The 22,142-nt window shown below is 57.6% G+C and carries 19 protein-coding genes; 10 read left to right on the top strand and 9 right to left on the bottom strand.

Annotation, left to right across the window (positions count from 1 at the left end):
• Positions 1-136: 136 nt before the first annotated feature.
• Positions 137-670 (top strand): hypothetical protein, encoded by a 534-nt coding sequence (locus ACAM27_RS09190; protein WP_011785974.1) that lies wholly within the window; start codon positions 137-139, stop codon positions 668-670.
• Here ACAM27_RS09190 and ACAM27_RS09185 read toward each other — a convergent pair.
• Entirely contained in the window at positions 663-1,706 is a 1,044-nt protein-coding gene (locus tag ACAM27_RS09185; RefSeq protein ID WP_369611827.1) for a hypothetical protein, read from the bottom strand. The genes ACAM27_RS09190 and ACAM27_RS09185 overlap by 8 nt on opposite strands.
• Positions 1,707-1,867: 161 nt before the next feature.
• Here ACAM27_RS09185 and ACAM27_RS09180 point away from each other — a divergent pair, with 161 nt between their 5' ends.
• Positions 1,868-3,712 (top strand): sensor domain-containing diguanylate cyclase, encoded by a 1,845-nt coding sequence (locus ACAM27_RS09180; protein ID WP_121208641.1) that lies wholly within the window; start codon positions 1,868-1,870, stop codon positions 3,710-3,712.
• Between the two features lie 7 nt (positions 3,713-3,719).
• Here ACAM27_RS09180 and ACAM27_RS09175 read toward each other — a convergent pair whose 3' ends face one another.
• Genes ACAM27_RS09175 through ACAM27_RS09160 form a run of 4 tightly spaced genes read right to left on the bottom strand, consistent with a single transcriptional unit; the run spans position 3,720 to position 9,473 of the window.
• Positions 3,720-4,343 carry a hypothetical protein gene (locus tag ACAM27_RS09175; RefSeq protein ID WP_014421975.1) on the bottom strand — a complete coding sequence of 208 codons (624 nt, stop codon included), beginning with the start codon at positions 4,341-4,343 and terminating at the stop codon, positions 3,720-3,722.
• Positions 4,336-5,763, bottom strand: a complete 1,428-nt coding sequence (locus ACAM27_RS09170) for a hypothetical protein (RefSeq protein ID WP_023011015.1) — start codon at positions 5,761-5,763, stop codon at positions 4,336-4,338. The genes ACAM27_RS09175 and ACAM27_RS09170 overlap by 8 nt, the downstream gene beginning before the upstream one ends.
• Positions 5,756-8,698, bottom strand: coding sequence for a hypothetical protein (locus ACAM27_RS09165; RefSeq protein WP_369611826.1), 2,943 nt, complete (start codon positions 8,696-8,698; stop codon positions 5,756-5,758). The genes ACAM27_RS09170 and ACAM27_RS09165 overlap by 8 nt, the downstream gene beginning before the upstream one ends.
• A complete protein-coding gene (locus ACAM27_RS09160; protein ID WP_222197181.1) occupies positions 8,691-9,473 on the bottom strand; it encodes a Wadjet anti-phage system protein JetD domain-containing protein in 783 nt (260 codons plus the stop codon). Before ACAM27_RS09160 ends, ACAM27_RS09165 begins: the two co-directional genes overlap by 8 nt.
• Before the next feature lie 71 nt (positions 9,474-9,544).
• Between ACAM27_RS09160 and ACAM27_RS09155 the strand changes: the two genes are divergently transcribed.
• From ACAM27_RS09155 to ACAM27_RS09145, 3 genes are read left to right on the top strand one after another with little or no spacing between them, the layout of a single operon-like run.
• Positions 9,545-9,805: a DUF4160 domain-containing protein gene (locus ACAM27_RS09155; protein ID WP_022992877.1), complete on the top strand. Its 261-nt coding sequence runs from the start codon at positions 9,545-9,547 to the stop codon at positions 9,803-9,805.
• 5 nt (positions 9,806-9,810) lie between these two features.
• A complete protein-coding gene (locus ACAM27_RS09150) occupies positions 9,811-10,068 on the top strand; it encodes a DUF2442 domain-containing protein (RefSeq protein WP_014421980.1) in 258 nt (85 codons plus the stop codon).
• Positions 10,059-10,706: an MBL fold metallo-hydrolase gene (locus ACAM27_RS09145; protein ID WP_022992876.1), complete on the top strand. Its 648-nt coding sequence runs from the start codon at positions 10,059-10,061 to the stop codon at positions 10,704-10,706. Before ACAM27_RS09150 ends, ACAM27_RS09145 begins: the two co-directional genes overlap by 10 nt.
• A gap of 22 nt (positions 10,707-10,728) precedes the next feature.
• Here the strand turns inward: ACAM27_RS09145 and ACAM27_RS09140 are convergent, their stop codons facing one another.
• On the bottom strand, positions 10,729-12,345 hold the full coding sequence (locus ACAM27_RS09140; RefSeq protein ID WP_369611825.1) for a methyl-accepting chemotaxis protein: 1,617 nt from the start codon (positions 12,343-12,345) through the stop codon (positions 10,729-10,731).
• Between the two features lie 265 nt (positions 12,346-12,610).
• On the opposite strand from ACAM27_RS09140, the gene ACAM27_RS09135 reads away from it, so the two are divergent.
• Complete coding sequence (locus ACAM27_RS09135) at positions 12,611-13,267, top strand: hypothetical protein (protein WP_369611824.1); 657 nt, start codon at positions 12,611-12,613, stop codon at positions 13,265-13,267.
• 26 nt (positions 13,268-13,293) lie between these two features.
• Here ACAM27_RS09135 and ACAM27_RS09130 read toward each other — a convergent pair whose 3' ends face one another.
• Entirely contained in the window at positions 13,294-13,917 is a 624-nt protein-coding gene (locus ACAM27_RS09130; protein ID WP_011785986.1) for an L-threonylcarbamoyladenylate synthase, read from the bottom strand.
• The gene (locus ACAM27_RS09125; protein WP_369611823.1) at positions 13,914-14,270 is read right to left on the bottom strand and encodes a BolA family protein; all 357 of its coding nucleotides are present in this window, start codon (positions 14,268-14,270) and stop codon (positions 13,914-13,916) included. Before ACAM27_RS09125 ends, ACAM27_RS09130 begins: the two co-directional genes overlap by 4 nt.
• Before the next feature lie 146 nt (positions 14,271-14,416).
• On the opposite strand from ACAM27_RS09125, the gene ACAM27_RS09120 reads away from it, so the two are divergent.
• The 4 genes from ACAM27_RS09120 to ACAM27_RS09105 all read left to right on the top strand — a co-directional run bounded on the left by ACAM27_RS09120 (position 14,417) and on the right by ACAM27_RS09105 (position 21,639).
• Positions 14,417-16,585, top strand: a complete 2,169-nt coding sequence (locus tag ACAM27_RS09120) for a DNA topoisomerase 3 (protein WP_369611822.1) — start codon at positions 14,417-14,419, stop codon at positions 16,583-16,585.
• Positions 16,586-16,697: 112 nt separating this feature from the next.
• On the top strand, positions 16,698-17,426 hold the full coding sequence (locus tag ACAM27_RS09115; protein WP_369611821.1) for a response regulator transcription factor: 729 nt from the start codon (positions 16,698-16,700) through the stop codon (positions 17,424-17,426).
• The gene (locus ACAM27_RS09110) at positions 17,419-19,053 is read left to right on the top strand and encodes a FecR domain-containing protein (RefSeq protein WP_374730283.1); all 1,635 of its coding nucleotides are present in this window, start codon (positions 17,419-17,421) and stop codon (positions 19,051-19,053) included. The genes ACAM27_RS09115 and ACAM27_RS09110 overlap by 8 nt, the downstream gene beginning before the upstream one ends.
• Positions 19,054-19,074: 21 nt before the next feature.
• Positions 19,075-21,639 (top strand): CHASE2 domain-containing protein, encoded by a 2,565-nt coding sequence (locus ACAM27_RS09105; protein WP_369611819.1) that lies wholly within the window; start codon positions 19,075-19,077, stop codon positions 21,637-21,639.
• A 14-nt stretch (positions 21,640-21,653) separates the two neighbouring features.
• Here ACAM27_RS09105 and ACAM27_RS09100 read toward each other — a convergent pair whose 3' ends face one another.
• On the bottom strand, positions 21,654-22,097 hold the full coding sequence (locus tag ACAM27_RS09100; RefSeq protein ID WP_369611818.1) for a fibronectin type III domain-containing protein: 444 nt from the start codon (positions 22,095-22,097) through the stop codon (positions 21,654-21,656).
• Between the last annotated feature and the right edge of the window lie 45 nt (positions 22,098-22,142).

Genomic DNA, 22,142 nt, shown 5'->3' with positions numbered 1-22,142 from the left:
ATGGCGGGCGATTCCCGATCGGTTTGTTGCCATACGGTCATTCGAAATACAGGTTCAGGTGTACTAGGGTTACTGATGAAGCCGCTATGTTTTGACGAGGATCTGGTCCTCGGCGAAACACTCAGGAGGTCTTTCCATGAAACCCTCAGTGAGTATTACCGGTGAACAGGAAGCCCATAAAGTAGCCGCAATATTCGAGACAGAAACCGATGCCAACGGCGTTGCAAGGGTGCTGTCGCAGGAAACCAGTCTGGATCACGAGCAAGTCATTGTTGTAAGCCCCCAGGACCAACACCCGGGTGAAGAGCTGGAGCCAGAGAATCAGGGCATATGGCAAACGCTGGTGCGTTCGCATCTCTGGCTCGGTATCGGCGGTGCAGTCGCAGGCTTTATTGTGTTCCTGATACTGAGCGCTATCGGCGTGGGGTTTATTGCCCAGAATGGCGTGGTTGCCGCAGCCGTTCTTGCGGCGCTCGGCCTGATACTTGGCCTGTTGGTGGCTGGAGGCGTTACGCTCCGGCCGGACCACACACCCTATGTTGCCAAAGCGCAGTCGGCTCTAAAGGAGGGCAAGTATGTACTGACCGTGCATGCCTCCAGTTCTGAGCAACTCAAGGAGGCCACGACGGTCCTGAAAAACCGGAACGTCCGGTTAGTGCGCACTATCTGAGCCTCCGCCCCCGGAGCCACGTTATTGATAGCAACCAGAGCACGGTGGCCAGTAGCCAGCGCGTAAGCAACAGCAGTGGCAGCAGTACCAGGAACCATCCTGGCATCTGCACCATCCAGGCCGGCACGCCCAGTACCCGGGCAGCGCCGGCGAATACGTCGTTCAGTAAGGCGGGGTGTTTGACAACGACATAGACCAGAGCCACCGCAGCGGGCCACTTTGCGTTGCTAACCATGACCGAAGCCATTCGCCCGGCCCGCGCGAGGCGGGAAGAATAGGCCGCGGAACGGGCGGTGACACTCGAGGCTCTTGCAGTACCTGCTGCCGCCCGACCGGCTTTCAGGAATTTCACCGCACTGCCAATAATCAGCGCGTCTACGGCGGCCCAGCCGACATCTTCCATGCGGATCGGCTGATCGGTACGGTACCGGGATTCCAGAGTCCGGATGCCACTGGTGAAGAACTGCGTAATGCCCTCTGTAATCCGCTCCGTCCAGATCCACTCTATGTTATTGCCATCGGCCCCCACCACGAACTGGCCCGTGAAATCCTGCCCTTCTTTATTGGCGAAGTTGACGGCATACCAGGCACGCTGTTCCGGCGTCAGGACTTTACCGGTGCCGGCAACCCGGTTCATCATCTCAATCGAGCCAACCGGATTCTGATAAAAATGCATCACAGGAGGCATCAGATACTCGCCATGGGCTCGAAGGGCCTGCCGAAATTCCGGTTCTTCACCAAACAGATCCATTACAAACCTGGTCCACTCGGGGTATACCTGCAACGCGGCCTGAGCTTTCAGCAACAGCAGGCGGTCGTCCCGGTAATCCAGCAGGAGCGCCTGCAGAGCCAAGGCTTCGCCCAGCAGCGGTGATTCCGTACCGAATTCATTCTGGGCATGCAGGCGCACAAGCCGTTCTTCAACCGGTTGCGGTTGCAAGCGTACTGACACCAGAACGGCCACCACCAACGCGAAAAGCGCCAGCCACAATAGTCGCCGTCTGGGCCGGGACTGGAACAGTGCGGGCTCTGTCATTCAGTACTCCTGCTATAAAAACCTCAGTCTACATGGAAAATCTCCAACATGAAGGCTGACACATGTCAACATCGGTTACAGAAAACAACTCTAGGTGGGTATACCCGTTGCAAAAAACGGATACCATGTCCTTATAACCTCGCTTTCGTCCGACGGCACCTATGGATATCTTCGAGCAGAAACGCCGCATTATCACCACTGCCATCGTTGCAGTTGTTCTCACTGGAATCAGTATTGCCGTGGTGGTCTCCACCCCCCTGATCAATCAGATCCATACCCAGGCCGCAGACACTGCGAGCCTGGTGGCCGATGCCAAGGCCGAGAGCGTTCGGGCGGTATTCGATCAGCATCAGGATCTGGCGCGACAAACCGCCAGTCGCTCTGAGCTCGCGCGGGTTATGGTCGAATACAACAGGGGAAACCTGGCACTCGCTGACTTGCGGACCTTTTCTCGCCCCAGGCTTGACGATGCCGCAAAAAACATCGACAACCTTGCCGCCATCGTCCGGTTTGATGCCAGTGGCGCCGAAGTTGTGCGCGTCGGGCCTCTGGACGATCAACTTCCCGCTGACCTGCCTATGCCATCCGGGCTTGATATCCAGTCCTACCCGGTAGGGGTAAATAACGAAGCGAGGCCGTTACTGCACGTCATCGCTGCGATACGCGTGGATGAACAGATCGTAGGCTATGATCTTCTGCTGTTCGAACTCTCCTCACTGATTCCCATCTTTCGCGTGGATGCGGACTCCAGTCTGTGCCTGCTTGATGTCGAGAGAACGCGGCGACTGATCTGGACCGAGGGCAGTCATCAGTTTCAATTGACAACACCCAATGGTTGCCTGGCCGAACAGGAAGGTATCGATTACAAACCAGACCTCGACTTTTTCCGGGCTTCGCTTCCAGACGGCACCCGTGTGCTGGCATTCATAAGACTAGTGGAAGGATATGGCTGGGAAATCCATATGAATGCCAGGACTTCCAGTGTGTTCGGTAAAGTGATCGAAGACATTGTTATCAGTGTTGTGCTGATACTCATGCTCTCCGCCCTTGCCGGCACAATGGTCTGGCGTTCACTGATGCCGATTGTGCATGCACTGGTCAACCAGGCCTCCCAGATTGCCCGGTCTACCGATGAGCTTCGGCTGGCCCAGCAGGTCTTTAACCACACCCACGAAGCCATCGTGATTTGTGACACCGGTTTACAGGTTATTCGTGCTAACCCGGCCTTCAACGAGATTACCGGCGCAACAACGAAGACACTTCGCAATACAAACCTGATGGCATTTATCGACAGTGACAGATGCAAGGAGATAGACCGGGAAGAAATCCACCGGCATCTTGTCGCGGAAAATGCCTGGCAAGGCGAGGTCTGGCTGACCGGGCCCGATAATGATCCGTTCCCCAACCTGCTGACGGTTTCGCCGGTACGCAATGCCCGGGGACAAATCCAGCAACTGATCCTGACCTTCAGCGATATTACCGCACGGGTACAGGCAGAAAAGCAGATGTTCCGGCTGGCACATTTCGACAAACTCACTGGCCTGCCAAATCGCACGGCCCTGGAAACCCACCTGGAACAAGCCATCGAGCAGGCACGGCGCCAGCATCATCACTTCGCCCTGATGTTCCTGGATCTGGACAAATTCAAACCGGTAAACGACACCATGGGCCACCAGGCTGGCGATGAGCTGCTACGGAATGTCGCGAGAAGGCTCAAGCACAGTATTCGGGCCAATGATGTGGTGGGGCGCCGGGGTGGGGATGAGTTCGTGATCATAACCGGGCCATTGACCAACGATGCCGATGCCCAACCCATTGCTCGCAAAATGATCCAGGTGCTGAATGAGCCGTTTCACATTCAAGGCCAGACTGTGCACATTGGTGCCTCGGTGGGAATCGCCTTGTACCCGGACAACGGCCAGACCGCTGAGCTTCTACTGGCCACCGCCGACAAGGCCATGTATTCCGTGAAAACCAGCGGCAGGAACAACCTGGCGTTTGCCTGACCGGCAACTAACTCTGCTCATACTCCTGTACCAACTGGTGCAGGAAATAGCTGCCGGCGGAACTGAGGAAATAGCGCCCCGCCCCGGAGCGAAACAGCAGGTTCCGTTTTTCCAGGTAATCCAGCGCTTCGCTCAACCCTTTCTCGAAACGGGCGGCCCGAAGGATGTCCTGATACTCCTCATCCGCCCCCAGATTTGCCAGATCCTGCTCGTTTAAACCGGCTTCCGGCCGCCCCAGGTAATCCAGATCTCTGCCGCTTCGGGCAAAGTAACGGCCGATCAGAAGCAATACCACCTGCACCCGGAAAGCGTTTTCATCGTGCTCTTCGCTTTCGTCGTCACTGCTCTCTTTCAGGAAGAAAAAGGCGCCGGTTTCATTGAACACCAGGTCGCTACCCAGATGCTCATAGAAAGTACGGAAGTGAGACAGGTGGTTATACAGCAGGTTGTAGAGGGGGTTGGCACGAAGTTCCGAGCGGTTGTTGTCCCACACATCCCGGACAATCACCCGGCCAGCCTGGAACTCCCGGTAGATGGCGGCACTGTGAGCCGGCAGGATCTGCTCGAAGCTGGTCGCGCCCTGCTCGTTCAGGGGGCTCTCTGTATCCCGGGTTTCCACGAAATCAGGCATGGTCTGGCTCTTGTTCTGTATCAGTCGTATTGGTTTCAAGGCGTCGTTTGCGGTACACAAACTGTTCACAGTCCGGCGCCTGTTCCAGGGTGCGGAAACGGTTAGTGGTTGTCACCTGCATACCCTCCGGCGGCGAATTGACCAGCCGGTTCAGGGCTGCCAGCAGGTCCGCAAAACGGTAGCCCGGGATGAAGCCATCCAGCCGGCCGTGAAGCTCCCGCACCAGATCCGCCGTGGGCCGCAATTCCAGGGTTTCCAGCCACTTATACAATTGGTTGATGCGCTGAAGGTCTACCCGGCTTTCGCGCCCGCTTCCGGCCACTTCCTGCAGTACCGGCACTTCGGATTGGCGGCGCAGATCGCTCAGGCGCAGCTCCAGTTCGCTGAACAACAACTGGTAGTAGCTCGACGACTGGCCAAAGGCATAATGCTTGGGCCGCTGCTGTGCCCGCAGGCCCACCAGGAAGCCGGTGCTGCGGGCAAAATCGCCGCCTTCGAGCCATTTTCGGCGCAGGCTGAGGGTTTCGGTGTCGTCTTTGAGCGCACGCAGCTTGCCGTAGAAATGCTCCATGGCGTTGTACTGGGCCATACCCCGGCGGGTTTTGCGCAGGAAGTGTTCGACCTCCTGGGCCACCGCCTGAATGGGCTTGTACAGGGCGTTCAGGCTGATAGAGGAACGGAACAGCTGATCCGCCAGGCTGTGGTCATCGTGGCCCTCCAGCAGGCGCACCATGGCTTCCAGGGTTTCGAACAGATTGCTGCCGTCAGGCAGCCGGGTGTCCGGGTTCAGGAACACCAGCGTGGGTTTGATATGGCGTTCATAAAGGGTCACGATCTGCTCAAACAGATTCTGGCGGAACTCCAGGTACTTCTCCGGCGCCCGGCTGGCATCACCGGACAGGTCCGCCAGCTGGGCACTGATGGTCTGCATGCGCAACACGTTCTGGCGCAACAGGCCGATCAGTTGGCTGACCCGCTCGTTCAGATCGTCCCGCAGCTCGGTGTAATCCGGATCAGCATCACTGAAACTGCTGGTTTCCAGGCGATTGCGCACATCCCGAAGAGTCACCAGATGGCCGCGCAGGCGGGCGTCAGTAAGCTCCTGGTAGAGCGAGGCGTTACAGGCCCGCATCAGATTGATCAGTGCGTCCTGAAATACCAGCCGGCGTTCGCCGTCGGCCTTGATGATGTCGATGATCAGCCCACTGCGAAACAGATTGTCGGTGTTCAGGGCCAGCCGCACCCGCTCCCGATCGGCCTTGCCCAGGCCTCGGGTGTAATCCATCACCTCGGCCACCAGGTCGCTTTCCCGGATGAACCGGGCTTCATTGCGGTCCATGCGCTCGATCATCCGGAACAGGATTTTCGGGTGCTCAAACAGCAGCCGGGTGGTGTCCAGGGTGCTGAAGCGTTTACTCATCCACCGGCTCCAGCAAGCTGTTCTGGGTCTGGTCTGCCCAGTGGCTCAGCGGTTCACCACCAGTAAAACCTTCCGCGCCGCCCCAGAACACCAGAGTGCGTTCCTTGCTGTAGGGCCGCGCGGTGCGCATCTGCCCCACTTCCAGGTGCCGGCCAATCAGGTAGATCACTTCTGCGCTGGCGCTGTGGGTAGCGGCAGAGAACAGGTTGAATCCCTGCTTGCGCAGCCGTTCCAGCAACGACGGCATCTGGCTGATATCCACGCTGGCAAGTTCGTCGAGCACCATGGGGAATGACAGCTGCACGCCAGGGTACAGCACCCGCTTGAGCAGGCGGTAAACCAGCTCCAGGTTGATCAGCGCGGTAGTAGAGGTGGATTGGCCTTTCTTGTCCAGATTGGCGGCGTTCTCCTTGCGGGTGCGGTAGGAAATGCCGGTGATTACCTTGTCCATGGTGAGGCGCTTGCTGCCGCCCTGCTCCCCGAAAAAGTCCGCTACAAACACCCTAAGGCGGTCGTAGAAAGCATCGGACTGAAGCTTATTGCCATACGGATCAATGTTGTTGGCTTCTTCCACCAAGTTACGGAATTTCGGATCGGTGTGAATATCCACCCGGATTTCCACCAGATCGTTGATGCGAACGCCGTCCAGCTCCCGATTGAGCTGGGCCTCAAAGCGGGCGATGTGTTCATGATTGGATTTCAGGGCCTGACGATAACTGGCCACAGTTTCGTTATGGATACCAACCTGCTGCTCCAGTACACTCCAGCGCTCGGCCATGCCGGCGAACAGATCTGAAAGGCTCTTGAAGGTGCTTCGGATAACAGATGATGCCGGGCTGTCTTTCTGCAATTCGCCTTCGGTGTCTTCATGGATACCCAGGTACACAAACTGGCGAAGGTGGTCGAGAATGTTGCGGCGCCGCTCTTCCAGATCATCCAGTTGGCTTTGCAGGTTGTCGAAGGCGGCCGCCGATACGCGATCAATGTTCAGCGGCTGCTCCGCTTCCACCGCTCTAAGGTGCGGGAAGCGGTGTTCCACAGTGCCGACACTTTTACTCAGGGCCGCCAGCTCGCGCTCCCGCTCTTCGATGCGATCTTTCTCCGCTTTTGCTTTCGTGGCTTTCGCCTGAACCGCGTCCTGTTTTTCCTGCTCCAGTCCGGCCTGCTCGTCGAGCTTGGCAAGCTGTTCTTCCGCCGCCTGTTTCTCCTCGGTGGCATCCCGCAGGGTGGTGGCCGCCGCCGGGTAGCGCTGGAGCGTTTCCAGATCTTTCTCGATAGACCGGATTTCTTTCTCCGTGCGCTCGATCAACTGAGGTCGGTCGTGTTCCTGGTTGGCGGTGTCGGCCAGCTCTGAGCGTTCTTTCTCCAGACCATGAAGTTCACCTTCAATATAATGGCGTTGCTCGGCAAAATTGGTGTGCCGGGCAGGCTGGCTCTGGTATTCAGTATCAAACCAGTCAAAGCCGCGATCGTTGGGGGCAAACAGGCGAGCGAAGGCTTCAATGGTGGCTTTGCTATCGGCATCCAGATCCTGTCCGGGGCTTGCCATCATCAGCCGGGGATCAACCGCCCGCAAAGGCGCGGCGGTCGTTTCGTCCAGCTGGTTCTGCAACTGCCACTGCTGCTTGCTTTCCCGGTCTTTCAGGGTTTCCAGCTTGCGCTCCAGATCCTGCTTTTTGCGCTGAATCTGCTCAAGTCGGATTTCCGCCTGGGCGGCGCTTTTCAGGGCAGCAAGATGGCCTTTCTTGCTTTCCAGCTCCTCTGTCTGGATCTCTGCAATTTCCTGCAGGGTCATGTCGCCATACTGCGAGATCAGCAGCTCACCGTCTTTCTGGCTCTGTTCGGCCTGCTTGATACGCCGATCGGCGGAGCGAATCTCGCCCTTCAGGCCGCTGGCCTCCTGCTCCAGTTTTTTCAGGGTTTGCAGCACGTGGCGCAGGGTGTCGTTCTGTTCGTTGAAAGCCTCAAGCGCCGCCCCGCGTTTGGCAGCAATATCGGCCAAGGCGTTGGTCACCCCGTCCCGGAAGGCGGCAAACTCGTGCTGGCTGCGCAGCAGGGTCTGGTAGGCCTGGTAGTCCCGGTTCAGCTTCTCAAACCGGTGTCGCTCTTTCTCGATACGGTTGAGCTGGCTTTGCTGCTGCTTGAGCTGATCGTGGCGATTGAGGAAATCATCGATGTTGAAGTCAAAGGCATCGTCAGCAAACTTCTTGTCCGCTTCGATAATGCTGGCCACGGCGTTGGCCATGGCCTGATCGTCCGCCTTCATCTCGAACAGCAGCAGGATCAGGGTGCGCAGTGATTGCACCCGGCGTTCGTCCGATTCGCCCAGGGGCAGCACGGAGTAACGCACCGCGTCGGCGTTCATCAACTCACTGCTGTAGAGCATGGTTTTCAGTTTGGCCGGGTCGTTGACCAGCCTGGTCTCTTTCGAGAGCTTTTTCAGCGCCTCCGACAGCCGGGTGAATGAGAGCTCCGGCACCGCCTGGCCAATGCCATCTTCATCGTCGCCGTTCCAGAACAAAGGTCGCAACTGGTCGTAACTGACCGGTACAAAGGCCCGGCCGTAGCTAAGCTGGCTTGCGTTGTCGCGATACAGGATCTGGCAATGGCTGCCCGCCGGGTTTTCCGCTTCCATAATCAGGAAGCTGAACTGGCTGGGGAAGTAGTGCTGGAAGCTTTCTTCGTTGGTGTAGAAGCTGCCGGCGCTGGCGTTGCGGAAGGCAAATTTCTTGCGGCTGTTCTTGAAGTTATTCTCTGGCAACAGGAACAGGCGCAGGGAGTTCAGCAAGCTGGATTTACCCAGGTTGCCCGGCCCCAGAATCAGGCCGTGGTTGTCTACCGGAATTTCCACGTAACAGAAGCCGGCGGAGTCCACCAGCACCAGGCGGCGAATGCCGAAGGTGAACGTGCTCGCGCTCGCCTGTGAATCACTCATCCAGAATCATCTCCTGTTCCATGAATTTGCCGGTGGCCCGGAAGGCCTGCGCCAGCGACACAAACTCCAGATCTTCCGCCAGCGACAGGGCTTTTGTAAACCTTTCGGTGGAGTCCGGGATTTTGCGGAAACGGCTCAGCCAAGGTTGCCAGTCAGCCGGCTGCAGATAGCAGGCCTTGTCGCCCAGTGCCGATCGCACCGATGAAAACATCTGCAGGCCGCCGGCATCGTAATCAAAGGCGCAGAGCACCTCATCGTAACTGGTCAGCCAGTTCAAATCCGCAGTACCGGTAATCCGATTGCCGCCACCGAGCACGACATCGCTGTTTGTGAGATCAACTGTCTGGCCCAGGCAGTCACCGGCAAAGGCCAGCATCTGTCGGTAGTAATAAAAATTTCGCTCATTCTCCACCACCAGCACCCGGGGCGCTGGCCGAAAACCGATATCCACCGAATCTCCGGTAATCACCACCGAATCCGGCCGGTTGCCTGTCAGGGCGTGATGATATACCAGCAGAAAACTCACATCGGTGCCGTGGCGGTGGGAATCGCCCTTCTTCGCCGCATCTACTCTGCTAACGGGTGAAGCGGCCTGTCGATGTAACTCCTCAAACGCAGCTTCATCAAGAATGGATACCTGCCAGCGATTGGCGCCAACCTTCTCCGTTGCGAACAGCTCCCGATGCCGCCGACGCTGGGAATCCGGCAGCTTCTTCAGAAAGGCCTCGTAGTTAATCGCCTGGCCCTGAAGGATTTTCTGGAGGTAGTTCTTCAATAGCTCACCTGTCCGCAGATTGTTATTATCGGTCTACCAAAATATGACACCTTATGAGCCACGGAGGGCCCATGCCAACCATCAGTGAATTCTTCGGCATTCTGATACGGATGTATTACGATGACCATAATCCTCCCCATTTTCACGCTTATTATGGGGAACACGAGGCCATCATTCTGATCGAAACGCTGGAGATTGTTGAGGGCAAACTGCCCAAAAGAGCCAAAGCGATGGTTATCGAATGGGCCTTTGAACACCGGCAGGACCTTATCGCAGACTGGCGCCTTGCCGAGCTGCACCAGCCACTGAAGAAGATAGAGCCATTGGAATGAACAGCATGCCCAGAGTCACCCATGTGGAAGCCAAGGCCGATTACGTACTGGCCGTCACCTTCGATGATGGTACTCACGGCGAGATCAGCCTTGCAGATCGTTTGTTTGGCCCGATGTTCGAGCCCCTGAAAGACCCGGCATTCTTTGCTCAAGCAAAAGTTGATGAGTTCGGAGCCATCTGCTGGCCCAACGAAGCAGACATTGCCCCGGATGCTCTCTACCGCAAAATCAAATCTGAACAAACTGGAACAGTATGTCGCTGAAGTACAAGATCGTACCCGTCACACCCTTTGAACAAAACTGCACCCTGCTCTGGTGTACCGAAACCCACAAAGCAGCGGTGGTCGACCCTGGCGGGGACCTGGATCGCATTCTGGCGGCAGCCGAGGACGAAGGCGTGATTCTGGAAAAGATCCTTCTCACCCACGCCCACATAGATCACGCCGGCGGCACGGCGGAGCTGGCCAAATCAGCGGGGCTGCCCATTGAAGGCCCGCACAAGGACGACAACTTCTGGATTCAGGGCCTGGCCATGCAGGCACAGATGTTCGGGTTTCCGGCGCCGGAGGTGTTCACGCCCAATCGATGGCTGGAAAACGGGGATACAGTGACCGTTGGCAATGAAACCCTGGAAGTACTGCACACGCCGGGCCACACCCCTGGCCATGTGGTGTTTTTCCATCGAGGTTCAAAACTGGCCCAGGTGGGTGACGTGCTGTTCAATGGTTCCATTGGCCGCACGGATTTCCCGAAAGGCGATTACAACACCCTGATTCACTCCATCCGGGAAAAGCTGTTCCCTCTGGGGGATGACGTAAACTTCATCTGTGGCCACGGCCCCATGTCTACGTTCGGCCAGGAACGCGCCACCAATCCGTTTGTGTCTGATCACCGGGGCTGAGTGCCCCGGTATATCGCCCATTTCAGCTCTGGGACAGGCGGAACTGCTCGATGGTTTTGCGCAGGGTTTCCGCCATGGACAGCAGATCCCCTGCAATCCGCGCGGTCTCCTGAGCATCGCTGGAGGTCTGCTCAGCAGAGCGGCTGATTTCAATCACATTCTGATTGATGGAGTCCGACACTTCGCTCTGCTCGTTAGCCGCACTTTCCATTTCCTCATTCAGGGCCGTGATCTCACGCACCGCTGCAGCAATAGTTTGCAGCTCGGTTTCCACTTTCAGAATTGAGTCCACCTGATGCTGAGCAAGTTCCGAGGCATGGCGCATGGTACCGACACAATCCACCACCTCTTTCTTCAGTCCTTCAATGGTTTGGCGAATTTCCTCAGTCGACGTTTGCGTGCGCGAGGCAAGCGCCCGGACTTCGTCTGCGACCACGGCAAATCCCCGGCCCTGCTCACCAGCTCTGGCCGCTTCAATCGCCGCGTTCAGGGCCAGCAGGTTGGTCTGGTCGGCGATCTCGGAAATCAGCTCCAGCCGTGAGGCCATTTCCGTTGTCCGCTGATCCAGTTGCTCGATACGCTGAGCACCGTTCTGTACTTCCGCGTTCAGGGATTCAATACCCTGCACCGCATTGCGTGCGAGGTGTTCCCCGGTTTCTGCCGATTTGGTGGTATCCGCCGATTTCCGTGCGGTGGTCACCGCGTTCTCGCGAACCTGCACGGCGGAAGCCGCCATCTCAGTGGTCGCGCTGGCCACTTGGTCGGTGTTGTCTTTCTGGGCAAGAACTTCCCTTTCTGTGGTCTCTGCTTTACCGGCAATGGTACGAGCCGCCGCTTCAACCTGCTCTGCGTTATCCATCACGGTATGCATGCTGGCCCGGATCTTGGCGACCATTCGATTGAAAGCACGGGAGACCGAGCCGATCTCGTCGTTTCGGGTTACGTCCAGTTCAATGGAGAGATCCGAATTACGGGAGATTTCATCCATTCGGTCGTGCAGCCGACGCAAGCGGGAAAACACCAGCCGCCCCAATACCACGGTAGTCAGTATGAAAATAACCACAAAGATCAGAATCTGAATACCGCCACTCACCATCAACTGCTGCTGCAGGCGCGCGTCACTTTTCGCCAGAGAATAGTCGACCCGAATAGCGCCCAGCACGTCCCCTTGCTGGGCCTGATGACAGCCGAGGCAGTTCACGCCCTGATAGTTTTCGCTGGCAATGACCGGCTCAATCAATGTGTAGACACGACCCGCGTCGTTCTCGGAATAGTGTTCAACCCGCTCACCACCCAACGCTTTCATGTCCAGTGGCTCTCGCCGTTGTTCGGCGGCATTCCCTGCACCGTACATGGCATTCAGCTGATCGCTGCGGATCACCCGAACATCCAGTACGTCCTCGGGAGCCATCACCTTCTCCCGTAGAACATCGCGGTTATTAATGGTACCCGTCACCATCATGGTGTTCAGGCCATCGAAAAAGGACTTTGCCAGACCATCCACGTATTTGTGGCTGAACTCCTTGAGGTGGGCTCGCTGGGACTGGGCGCTGTAAACAACTGTAAACACGAGAATGACGGTGAAAGCCGCTGCCAGTGCTGCCAGCAACACAAAACGGATTGAGTATTGTTTTTTCATGTGCCCCCGACAACGGAAGATGATCTGGACATCCAAGAGTAATGACGGCGAATTGGCGCATAACTTTATAGATATGAATCAATTTTTTTATGACGCAGATCATCCGGACGCGCCCGCTATGTCATTCCTTGCAATGTTTTACATTCGTCCCGGCACATTCAAACCCGAAGGCAAGGCAGGTTGGCCCGAAACCTGCAAGGCCTGATGCAACACGGGCTAATTCCGTGGTATCCGGCAGAGATTTTCCGTTTCAGGGGAGATAACCATGTCATTGCTGACATCACTGTTACAGGCCAGCACGCGCTTTCAGCAAGCCATGGACAACCGTGCGCCGCGCACTGACGCACCCGCCGGTAAAACCAATGAAGGCGCCGCAGCAGGCGAGCCCCAGAGCAGCGCCGACGACCGCTTCACTCCGTCCCAATGGCAGGATCGCAACCCGGCGAGTCAGAAAACCCGGCAATTGCCACTGACCCAGTACAAGCAGACGGTTGCCCAGGATCTGTCCTACGTTCGTGAAACCCTGCGGCACAAACTTGCCGAGTACAACGTGCACCCGGCAACCGCGTTGAGCGTGAGTAAAAACGAGCAAGGAAGCATTCAGTTGGACGGCAAAATTCCTGATCAGGTGCGGGAAAAGATACAACAGGATCTTAACAACAACCGGGGATTTGGTGAGGCGCTTAGCCGCTTGAGTGTGACCGAACCCACCCTGCACTTCATGGATAACGCACTCAAGCTCAATCAGGCTTATGGCGTGAACAATTCCCTGCTGGATTCACTGCTCAGCGAAAACCAGCAGTTCAATGGACTGCAAGATGTCATCCACCGTTATGACAGCCTTCGCCGCACCGCCACACCCGCCGAGACGGGTATCACAACGCAGCAACGCTACGCCTTCAGCCTGAATACCCGGGCCTGAAAGCCCGGGGGTAACTGCTAATCAGATCAAACCTGAAACGGGGCCGGATCACCCTTGCCCACCCGCGTAACTTCAGGCACATCACCGGTAAAGTTGACCACCGTGGTAGCCTCCATACCGCAGAAACCGCCATCAATAATCAGATCAAGCTCATGCCCGAGGGTCTCGCGAATATCGTAAGGATCGGTCAAAGGTTCGGTTTCACCCGGCAGAATCAGGGTGCTGCTCATAATCGGCTCACCCAGCTCACCCAGCAATTCCCGAACAATCTCATTGTCCGGGACCCGAATGCCGATGGATCGACGCTTGGGATGCAACAAACGGCGGGGCACCTCACTGGTCGCGTCCAGAATGAAGGTGTACGGGCCCGGCGTAAAATTCTTCAGTAACCGGTACTGGGTATTGTCCACCTTGGCATAAACCCCGATGTCTGACAGGTCACGACACACCAGGGTGAAGTTGTGCTTGTCGTCCAGGCGCCGAATCCGCTTGATGCGGTCTGCCGCCTGTTTGTCGCCGAGGTGACAGCCCAGGGCGTAACCTGAATCGGTGGGATACACAATCACCCCACCCTTGCGCAAAATCTCCACCGCCTGCTTGATCAGACGCTTTTGCGGTGTTTCCGGGTGAATCTGGAAAAACTGGCTCATCCATTAGCTCCTTGTTGGGGCTTCTTGTCCATTGCCGAATCGCCTTTCGACCCACCCATACAGTTGGGTGAATCCGGAGACGCCTGACCACTGGCCTTCCACTCTTCCGGCGTATACAGGTGCAACGCCAGAGCATGCACCGGGCCCGCCAGCTCATAGGCCAGAACCTTGTAGATCGCCTGATGACGCCGCACCTTCATCTGGCCCTCAAAATCCGCCGACACCAGCGTTACTTTGAAATGGGTTTCAGAATTGGGTGGCACCGAATGCATATGGCTCTCGTTTTCCACCGAAATCAGGCTGGCATCAAAGCCATTGGCCAGCTTCTCCTCTATGCTTTTCTGTACTTTCATAACTCACTTACTCCGGACTTTAAGCATCAATGCACCGACCTGTTGTTTAACCAGTCTACTACAGTACGCCGCGGAACCCCGAAGCCCTTGACACAAAAGCCCCAAAGCGACACATTCCCCTGCCAGCAACCAACCCCCAGATACCCATGCACCTGTACATCGCCGAAAAGCCAAGCCTGGCCCGAGCCATCGCCGCCGCACTTCCCGGCCCCCACGAAAAAGGCCAGGGCTGGATACGCTGCGGTAAAGGGCCGGATGCTGCCACTGTAAGCTGGTGCATTGGCCACCTGCTGGAGCCCGCGGAGCCGGCCCGCTATAACCCGGCCTGGAAGAAATGGCGGATAGAAGACCTGCCCATGTTCCCGGAGCCCTGGCAACTGGTGCCGAAAGACAGCGTGCGCCTGCAATTCAAAGTGCTTGAAGCCCTGGTCCGAAAGGCCGACCTGATTACCCACGCGGGGGACCCCGACCGTGAAGGCCAGCTACTGGTCGACGAAGTCCTGCGCTACCTCGGCACCAACGCACCAGTGAAACGGGTGCTGATTAACGACCTCACCCCCAAGGCGGTAGCCCGCGCCATCCAAAACCCCAGAGACAACCGGGAATTCCGTCCACTGTCACATTCCGCCCTGGCGAGACAACGGGCCGACTGGCTCTACGGCATCAATCTCACCCGATTCTATACCCTCAGCTATCAAACCCGGGGCGAACAGGGTGTCTACTCCGTGGGCCGGGTGCAAACCCCGGTGCTTGGCCTGGTAGTGGATCGCGACAACACCATCGAGCACTTCCAGCCCAAGTCCTGGTACCGGGTCGAAGCCACCTTCCAGGCCAGCGAACCAGAGGCTGACCAGCGCCCGTTCGTTGCTCGCTGGTTACCTGGTGACGAATTTCAGGACCATCTGGATGAGGAAAACCGGCTGCTGGACAAGTCGGTAGCCGAGCAGATTGTCGCCGACATCAGCGGTCGACCCGGCAGAATTGTTGAAGCCCGGTTTCGCGATCGCCCGGAACCACCGCCATTACCTCTGTCGTTGTCTGCACTCCAGATAGAGGCTGGACGACTATACCGGATGGGCGCGAAAAACGTGCTCGACACCGCCCAAAACCTGTATGAACGCCATCAGCTGATTACCTACCCAAGGTCAGACAGCCGCTACCTGCCAGAGGAGCATTTCAGCCAACGGGAGGCGGTGATTCGAGCTATCGCCCGTGTCGCCCCGGATTTGTCCGGATTCTGCGAGAAAACCGGGACAGACCGCCGCTCTGCCGCCTGGAATGACCAAAAAGTGGATGCTCACCACGCAATCATTCCCACAGTGCGGCCCGCACCAAACGGCAAGCTGTCTTCGGCCGAACAGAAAATCTACGATCTGATCAGTCGATTCTATCTGATGCAGTTTGCACCTGACGCCGTGCATCGGGAAGGCCGGCTGACGGTCGCGATTCAGGACTATCGCTTTCGCGCCACCGAGACAGCCGTGATCGAGCCAGGCTGGAAAACGCTGGAAATCCGCAAGCGGGAACCCGGGCAAGAGTCAGAAAAAGCTCCGTTGCCAAGACTGGAAAAAAACGAGCCGGTCCTTTGCACTGACCCCCAGACTAACGAGCGCAAAACCCAGCCGCCACAACACTTCACCGATGCCACGCTGCTATCGGCCATGACCAATATCGCCCGTTTTGTCGCCGACAACGAGCTGAGAAAAACGCTGCGGGAAACCGATGGCCTTGGCACCGAAGCGACTCGCGCAGCCATTATCGATACGCTGTTCCGCCGCGATTACCTGTTCCGGGAAAAACGCTTTATCCGCGCCACCGACAAGGGGAAATCCCTGATCGCGGCGCTACCGGAATCGATTCGTACGCCAGATCGCACCGCTGTCTGGGAGGCCACTCTCGAGGGCGTTCGCCGAGGCGAAGAGGACCCAAGAGCGTTTCTGGAATCCCTCAAAGATGAAATCCGCGGATTCATGGCGCAAGCGCCCGCTGCGGGTTTGGCGAATACAGAGACACCAGGCACCGCCATTCACTGCCCGAAATGCCGGGCGCCGATGGTTGAACGGGAGGGCAAGTTCGGCGCTTTTTTTGCGTGCACCCGGTACCCCGCCTGCAAGGGCACCCGCCCCCTGGAGGACCATCAACCCGAGGACGGAACCAGCCAGAAACCGGTACCCTGCCCCCACTGTTTCTCGCCCCTGGTGCGGCGCAAAAGCAAAAAAGGCTGGTTCTGGGGCTGCAGCAATTTCCCCGGCTGCCGACAAACAATTGATGATCACAACGGCCGGCCAGCGGTGGACTTACGGAATTCTACATAACGATACTGAACGGGAACTCATTTTTTGGGATAATCCCCGACACTGCAGGGTCTGACCAAGGGCTCTGCGCTACGGTACATAAACCAGGCAACACGATCGAGGGCCAGGCTTAATGCGCATTGCTCTGCTGGAAGACGAACACGAACAGGCGCAGCACATCCAGTCCATCCTTTCAGAGAAAGGACATCACTGTGACAGCTTTCCGACCGGCCAATCGTTTCTCGGTGCCGTTTTGCACCGCAGTTATGATCTGATCATTCTGGACTGGCAGATCCCCGACATGACCGGAATTGAGGTACTGGAGAACATCCGGGCACAGCTGAACTGGCCCGTACCCGCTATTTTCCTGACCCAGCGTGACAGTGAAACCGACATCGTTCGTGCCCTGGATGCCGGCGCCGACGACTATATCGCCAAACCGGCACGAGCGGCTGAACTGGTCGCACGCATCAATGCGCTGGCCCGCCGCAGCAACCCGGAAATCGAAAAGGAGGTTCTGGTCTACGGGCCCTTCGAGATCAACACCAACCAACGCATAATTCTCCTGCACGGGGAGCCACTAACGCTCACCGACAAGGACTTCGACCTGACCCTGTTCCTGTTCCAGAACCAGGGCCGCCTGCTCACCCGCGAAATGCTGCTGGAGCGGGTATGGGGATTGACCAGGGACATCAATACCCGCACGGTGGATACGCATATGAGCCGCCTTCGCAGAAGGCTCGGGCTCAACCCTGAAAACGGATTTCGCATCAAGACCATCTACCAGCGAGGCTATCGGCTCGAAGCCATCAAGCCCGGTGACGCAAACGAAATTCGGAACGATGACACTGCAAATGCCTGACGCTCTGAGCAAGCACCTGAAAACCCTGGCCTTCCTTGCACTGGCGTTCATGGTACCAGCGACCACTGTCGCGGAGCTGTCAATCGCACGGGGTTCTGCGGTATCCGGCAGCCAACAACGGGACAATGCCCCGGAGTGGGTTTATACCTTACGCCAGGGTGATACGGTTGCGAGCATAACCCAGACGCTACTTTCCCAGCAGACCACACAGCAACGACTGCTGGAGCATAATGGCCTGGCCAGCAACGCCAAACTCGGCGCCGGGGATACCCTGCGCATTCCCGTAAACTGGCTGAAACGTCAGCCCGAACCGGCCCGGGTGATTGCGGTCACCGGCAACGTGCAACAGATCTCCGGAATGGATGGGCGAAAACTCCCTCTGTCCGAAGATTCGATTGTCCGGGTTGGCGACGAAATTCTCTCCGGTGCCGGATCGGCAACCATTGAACTGGCCGACGGCTCGGAACTCCGGATCTCCCCGAACTCCCGCCTCATGTTCAATCGCCTGACCCAGTATGGCAAATCGGGCATGGTCGACACCCGGCTTCGCCTGCAACGAGGTGAGGTTCACACCCGGGTTCGCCCGGTCATTGAAGGCGGGGCTCGCTTTGAAATCGAGACGCCCTCCGCTGTCGCCGCCGTCCGGGGTACGGTGTTTGCCATGCAAGCCACCAGCAACGGCAGCAGCGTGCAGGTTACCGAAGGCGTGGTGGACTTCGGCCAGCCAGGCAACACCCGGCGCATTCCAGCCGGCTATGGCGCGAGCGTTTCCACCGCCAACGGAGGTGCCCTGAATATTCGACAGCTACCGCCGGCGCCAACCATTAACCCTTTGCCATCGGTACTTACACAGCTTCCGGCCGAACTGTCCTGGCAGGCAGGCGGTTACCCGGCCTACCGGCTGGACATTTTTGACCAGGCATCAGGCACCTGGGTGCAGAGTCGTGATGTGGCTGGTACCCGTTTCGACATCGCCCAACTTGACAATGGCCGCTACGAAATCCAGCTCGCCGCGGTTGATCAGCGCGGTATCGCCGGAATGCCCGGCACCGCCGAACTTGAGGTAGACCTACAGGCTAGAAAGCCCGATCTCACCGCCCCGGCCGATGGCGAGAGCGTGAATGACGACATGCCGGAGTTCCGCTGGCAGCTCAATGGTGCCAACGAAGTTGCCCGAGTGGAGATCGCTGAGGATGACAGTTTCAGGCAGCTGGTAACAACCAGCGAGTGGGCGCCGGAAAGCCGAGCCCTTCCGTCGCGCCCACTGAGCCCCGGTCAGTATTACTGGCGTGTCGTCACAGAAGCAGGAGGCAGCTCTGTTGCTACCTCCGAGCCACGCAAGATCGTTGTTAATGGCACCCTGCCGCCGGTCCGGATTATCAGCGTGAACTATCTGGACAGCCAGGTTCGGGTTTTCTGGGAAAATATCGACACCGCCACGGATTACCGACTGCAACTGGCTGAAGAGCCGGCGTTTCGCAATATCATCAAGGAAGCCGATATTGCCGATACCACAGCGGCCTTGCGCCTGATTCCCGGAAGAAGGTATTTTGTCCGCGTCAAAGCGCTTTCTGACGGCCCCCTTGCCAGTCGCTGGGGCCCGGGCAGGGAGCTGTATCTCGACTAACCTTCAACGACAAAAAGGCCGATGCGAAGGGACTGGTTACCGATAACAACAACACCGTGGTCCTTGGGCCTGCTACTCGTCACCACCCTGCTACTGATTCAGGCGACTGAGCTGCCGAGTCGAATCAATGACTGGATGTATGACAGGGCGATCACAACCTGGCCAGCGCCCATGGATGATTCGGTGGCCATCATTGCCATTGATGAGTTCAGCCTGGAACAGGTTGGCCGATGGCCCTGGGACCGAAGTCTGCATGCCTCGCTGATCGACACCTTGCGGCAAGCGGGCGCAGAAACCATTGTACTCGACATCCTGTTTCCGGAAGCCGGGCCGGGCGATGAGGAACTGGCTAGCGCCATGGCCCGCCATGGCAACGTTGTTCTGCCAGCCTATCTTACCGCTCCAACCCGGGAACGGCTGATCAGTGAACAACTCCCCACACCCAGCCTGGCAGGTGCCGCAGGGGCAATCGGGCATGCCCATATCGAGCTGGACACAGATGGCGTCGCCCGCGGGCTCTATCTGTACAACGGCCTTGCCGGCCGATTATGGCCGACCCTGTCACTCGCCGCTCACCTGCCAATATCGAATCAGATGCAGGCGCAATTGCCGAACTACATCAATGTCCGGGAGGATTATCGCCTGGTGCCCCTGGCAGGCGGTGCCGGCACCTTACCCACCTACTCCTACGCCAGTGTACTGAGCCACCCGCCCTCACCGCAGGAGTTTGCCGGCAAAACCGTCCTGGTCGGCGCCACTGCTGCGGGCTTTGGCGACATACTGCCCACGCCGTTTTCCGGCCTGAGCCGACCAATGTCCGGGGTTGAGTTTCATGCCAATGTCTATTCTGCGAGCAAGCAGAATATATTGATCGTGCCGGCAGAGCCCTGGGCATCACCCGCACTGAACCTGCTCGTGCTGTTGTTGTTATCTCTGCTGCTGCCTCGCCTCCGCCCTGCAGCCACTCTGCTGGCTTGTGCGACCATTGCCGCCGGACTGATATCCGGTTATGTACTACTGCTGATTGGAGCCCGGGTGCAGCTCTCTGTGGCCAACGCCCTGCTCATGCCCATGGCAGCCATGCCCATCGCCAGCGCACTCCGGCTTGCCATGACCAATCGCTTTCTCAACCGGCAACTGGACGAAATGGCGAGAACGCCACGGCTGTCCCTGCCAGAGCCTTCGAACCGACACCCCCAACAATTGCTGACTCACTTGCAGGCGCTGCTCCACCCGCCCGGATGGCTGTTGGCAGAGCAGGATGACTTGCTGGAAGTACAGGAAATGACGCTGGCCCAGGCCCCTCCCACCGAAACACCGGGACGATGGGAGCACCAGCAGAACCAAAGCTGGATAACGCTGATTCGCGGCGGCACGGATTACCTGCTCGGACTGACGCTGCCAAACGACCTAAGCCGAGAGGTCATCCAGCGCTATCTGAACCAGCTTGAGCTGGAGCCCCATGTAGATAGTGAACAACATCAGGGCCCCCAGGAAAACATTTCGGCCCGGATCGAGAAAGTGCGTATCGCCACCCAGAAGCTGGGAGAAATGCAGGCGTTTATTCGTCACAGCTTCGAGCACATGCCCGATGGCATCATTGTGACCGACGAACTGGGGGTAATACGGTTTGCCAACCGTCACATTGAAGACTGGTTTCGCGAGCCTATGCCAAGCCTGAGCGGCATGCCTCTGGCCACCCTGCTTGAAGGTCACGATCCCCGGGACTTGCCGCCCTGGTTCGAAACGATTTCAGAGACACTGACACTGAGACAAAGCCGAACGGTAGATCTGACATTGACCGGCAAAGACTTTCTCATCCACCTGGCACCCTTTGCCCTGCCAAACAGTCGTCAGTTCGGCATTATCGCCAACATCTCAGACATCTCCGAACTTCGGGAGCAGCAACGCCAGCATCGTGAAGCGATCGACTTTATCTCCCACGATGTCCGCTCACCACTGGTCTCTCAGTTGGCCCTGATCGAGCAACTGAAACGGGACCCCAACCATATCGATGCCCAACAACTCGACCAGCTAGGGCGGCTGGCACGGCGCAGCTATCATCTGGCAGAAGAGTTTGTGCAATTGGCTCGTGCCGACCAATTAACCGAAACCCGGTTCTACGAGTGCGAATTTCTGGCGATTGTTGAGAATGCTCGGGACAGTGTGTGCGAGCAGGCCCAGGAAAAGGGCATTTCGATCCTGCTGAACGGCACCGAGGATCTGTGGCTAAAAGGCAACGCAGAGCTTCTGGAACGGGCCGTCATCAATCTTTTGACCAACGCCGTGCAATACAGCCCCCCGGACTCCGCAGTCAGCGTTCACGTCTATCAGGCAGCGCATCTGGCCTGTCTGGCCATATCGGACGAGGGCTATGGCATTGATCCGGAGGAGCTGCCCTTACTGTTCGACCGCTATCATCGACAGAAGCGCAGCGAGATAGCCGGAGCGCACGGCACCGGCCTGGGGCTTTCATTCGTTAAAACGGTGGTGGAAAAACACCGAGGCGAGATCAGCGTAGACTCACGGCCAGGTGAAGGCACCACTTTCACCCTGAAGCTACCAATCGCAGACCCGATGTTCTGAACCGGCATGCCTGCTCAAGACTGGATGGTCTTGCTGACCGGCTCAGAGGGCTCACTCAGAAGACCGGCAGTGTCCTGAACCTGAATCGTGAAATACCAGGTACCAGAGTCAAGGTTATCGACCACATAGGACATCTCTGCCTCACCACTGGCGCCATCTACGGTGATCTCTCTGGACAGATCATTAGCATCCTGCCCGTAACGAATCACGTATCTGTCCAGCTCTCCCATCGCGATCGACTCACCGTTTACACGAGTCATAGGCGCAGACCAGCTTAATACAGCTGAGCGCTCTGCAACCGGCTGAGCACTGCCAACACCACTTCCGGAATCAGGCGAGGTGCCAGACTGACTGGCAGATTCGCTGCCGCCGGAACCACCACCACCGCAACCCGCAAGCACCATCCCTACCAACAACGCGGCAATCCATGCCTTTGACATATAAATGACGCGCTTCATGGCTATTCATCACCATATTTTCGTCGACTTTGTGAAATTCTATAA

This window comes from Marinobacter sp. RI1, from assembly GCF_041155085.1.
In the GTDB taxonomy this organism is placed as follows: Bacteria; Pseudomonadota; Gammaproteobacteria; order Pseudomonadales; family Oleiphilaceae; genus Marinobacter; species Marinobacter nauticus.
The sequence above is the reverse complement of the archived record's forward strand: the minus strand, read 5'-3'. Positions and strand labels throughout refer to the sequence as shown.

Coding starts and splice junctions, on each gene's coding strand:
- ACAM27_RS09175 (WP_014421975.1), bottom strand. CDS start 4,343: ATGCCTGATTTCGTGGAAACCCGGGATACAGAGAGCCCCCTGAACGAG.
- ACAM27_RS09125 (WP_369611823.1), bottom strand. CDS start 14,270: ATGAAAGTACAGAAAAGCATAGAGGAGAAGCTGGCCAATGGCTTTGAT.
- ACAM27_RS09100 (WP_369611818.1), bottom strand. CDS start 22,097: ATGAAGCGCGTCATTTATATGTCAAAGGCATGGATTGCCGCGTTGTTG.
- ACAM27_RS09115 (WP_369611821.1), top strand. CDS start 16,698: ATGCGCATTGCTCTGCTGGAAGACGAACACGAACAGGCGCAGCACATC.
- ACAM27_RS09105 (WP_369611819.1), top strand. CDS start 19,075: ATGCGAAGGGACTGGTTACCGATAACAACAACACCGTGGTCCTTGGGC.
- ACAM27_RS09165 (WP_369611826.1), bottom strand. CDS start 8,698: ATGAGTGATTCACAGGCGAGCGCGAGCACGTTCACCTTCGGCATTCGC.
- ACAM27_RS09170 (WP_023011015.1), bottom strand. CDS start 5,763: ATGAGTAAACGCTTCAGCACCCTGGACACCACCCGGCTGCTGTTTGAG.
- ACAM27_RS09135 (WP_369611824.1), top strand. CDS start 12,611: ATGTCATTGCTGACATCACTGTTACAGGCCAGCACGCGCTTTCAGCAA.
- ACAM27_RS09180 (WP_121208641.1), top strand. CDS start 1,868: ATGGATATCTTCGAGCAGAAACGCCGCATTATCACCACTGCCATCGTT.
- ACAM27_RS09110 (WP_374730283.1), top strand. CDS start 17,419: ATGCCTGACGCTCTGAGCAAGCACCTGAAAACCCTGGCCTTCCTTGCA.
- ACAM27_RS09145 (WP_022992876.1), top strand. CDS start 10,059: ATGTCGCTGAAGTACAAGATCGTACCCGTCACACCCTTTGAACAAAAC.
- ACAM27_RS09130 (WP_011785986.1), bottom strand. CDS start 13,917: ATGAGCCAGTTTTTCCAGATTCACCCGGAAACACCGCAAAAGCGTCTG.
- ACAM27_RS09120 (WP_369611822.1), top strand. CDS start 14,417: ATGCACCTGTACATCGCCGAAAAGCCAAGCCTGGCCCGAGCCATCGCC.
- ACAM27_RS09155 (WP_022992877.1), top strand. CDS start 9,545: ATGCCAACCATCAGTGAATTCTTCGGCATTCTGATACGGATGTATTAC.
- ACAM27_RS09190 (WP_011785974.1), top strand. CDS start 137: ATGAAACCCTCAGTGAGTATTACCGGTGAACAGGAAGCCCATAAAGTA.
- ACAM27_RS09140 (WP_369611825.1), bottom strand. CDS start 12,345: ATGAAAAAACAATACTCAATCCGTTTTGTGTTGCTGGCAGCACTGGCA.
- ACAM27_RS09150 (WP_014421980.1), top strand. CDS start 9,811: ATGCCCAGAGTCACCCATGTGGAAGCCAAGGCCGATTACGTACTGGCC.
- ACAM27_RS09185 (WP_369611827.1), bottom strand. CDS start 1,706: ATGACAGAGCCCGCACTGTTCCAGTCCCGGCCCAGACGGCGACTATTG.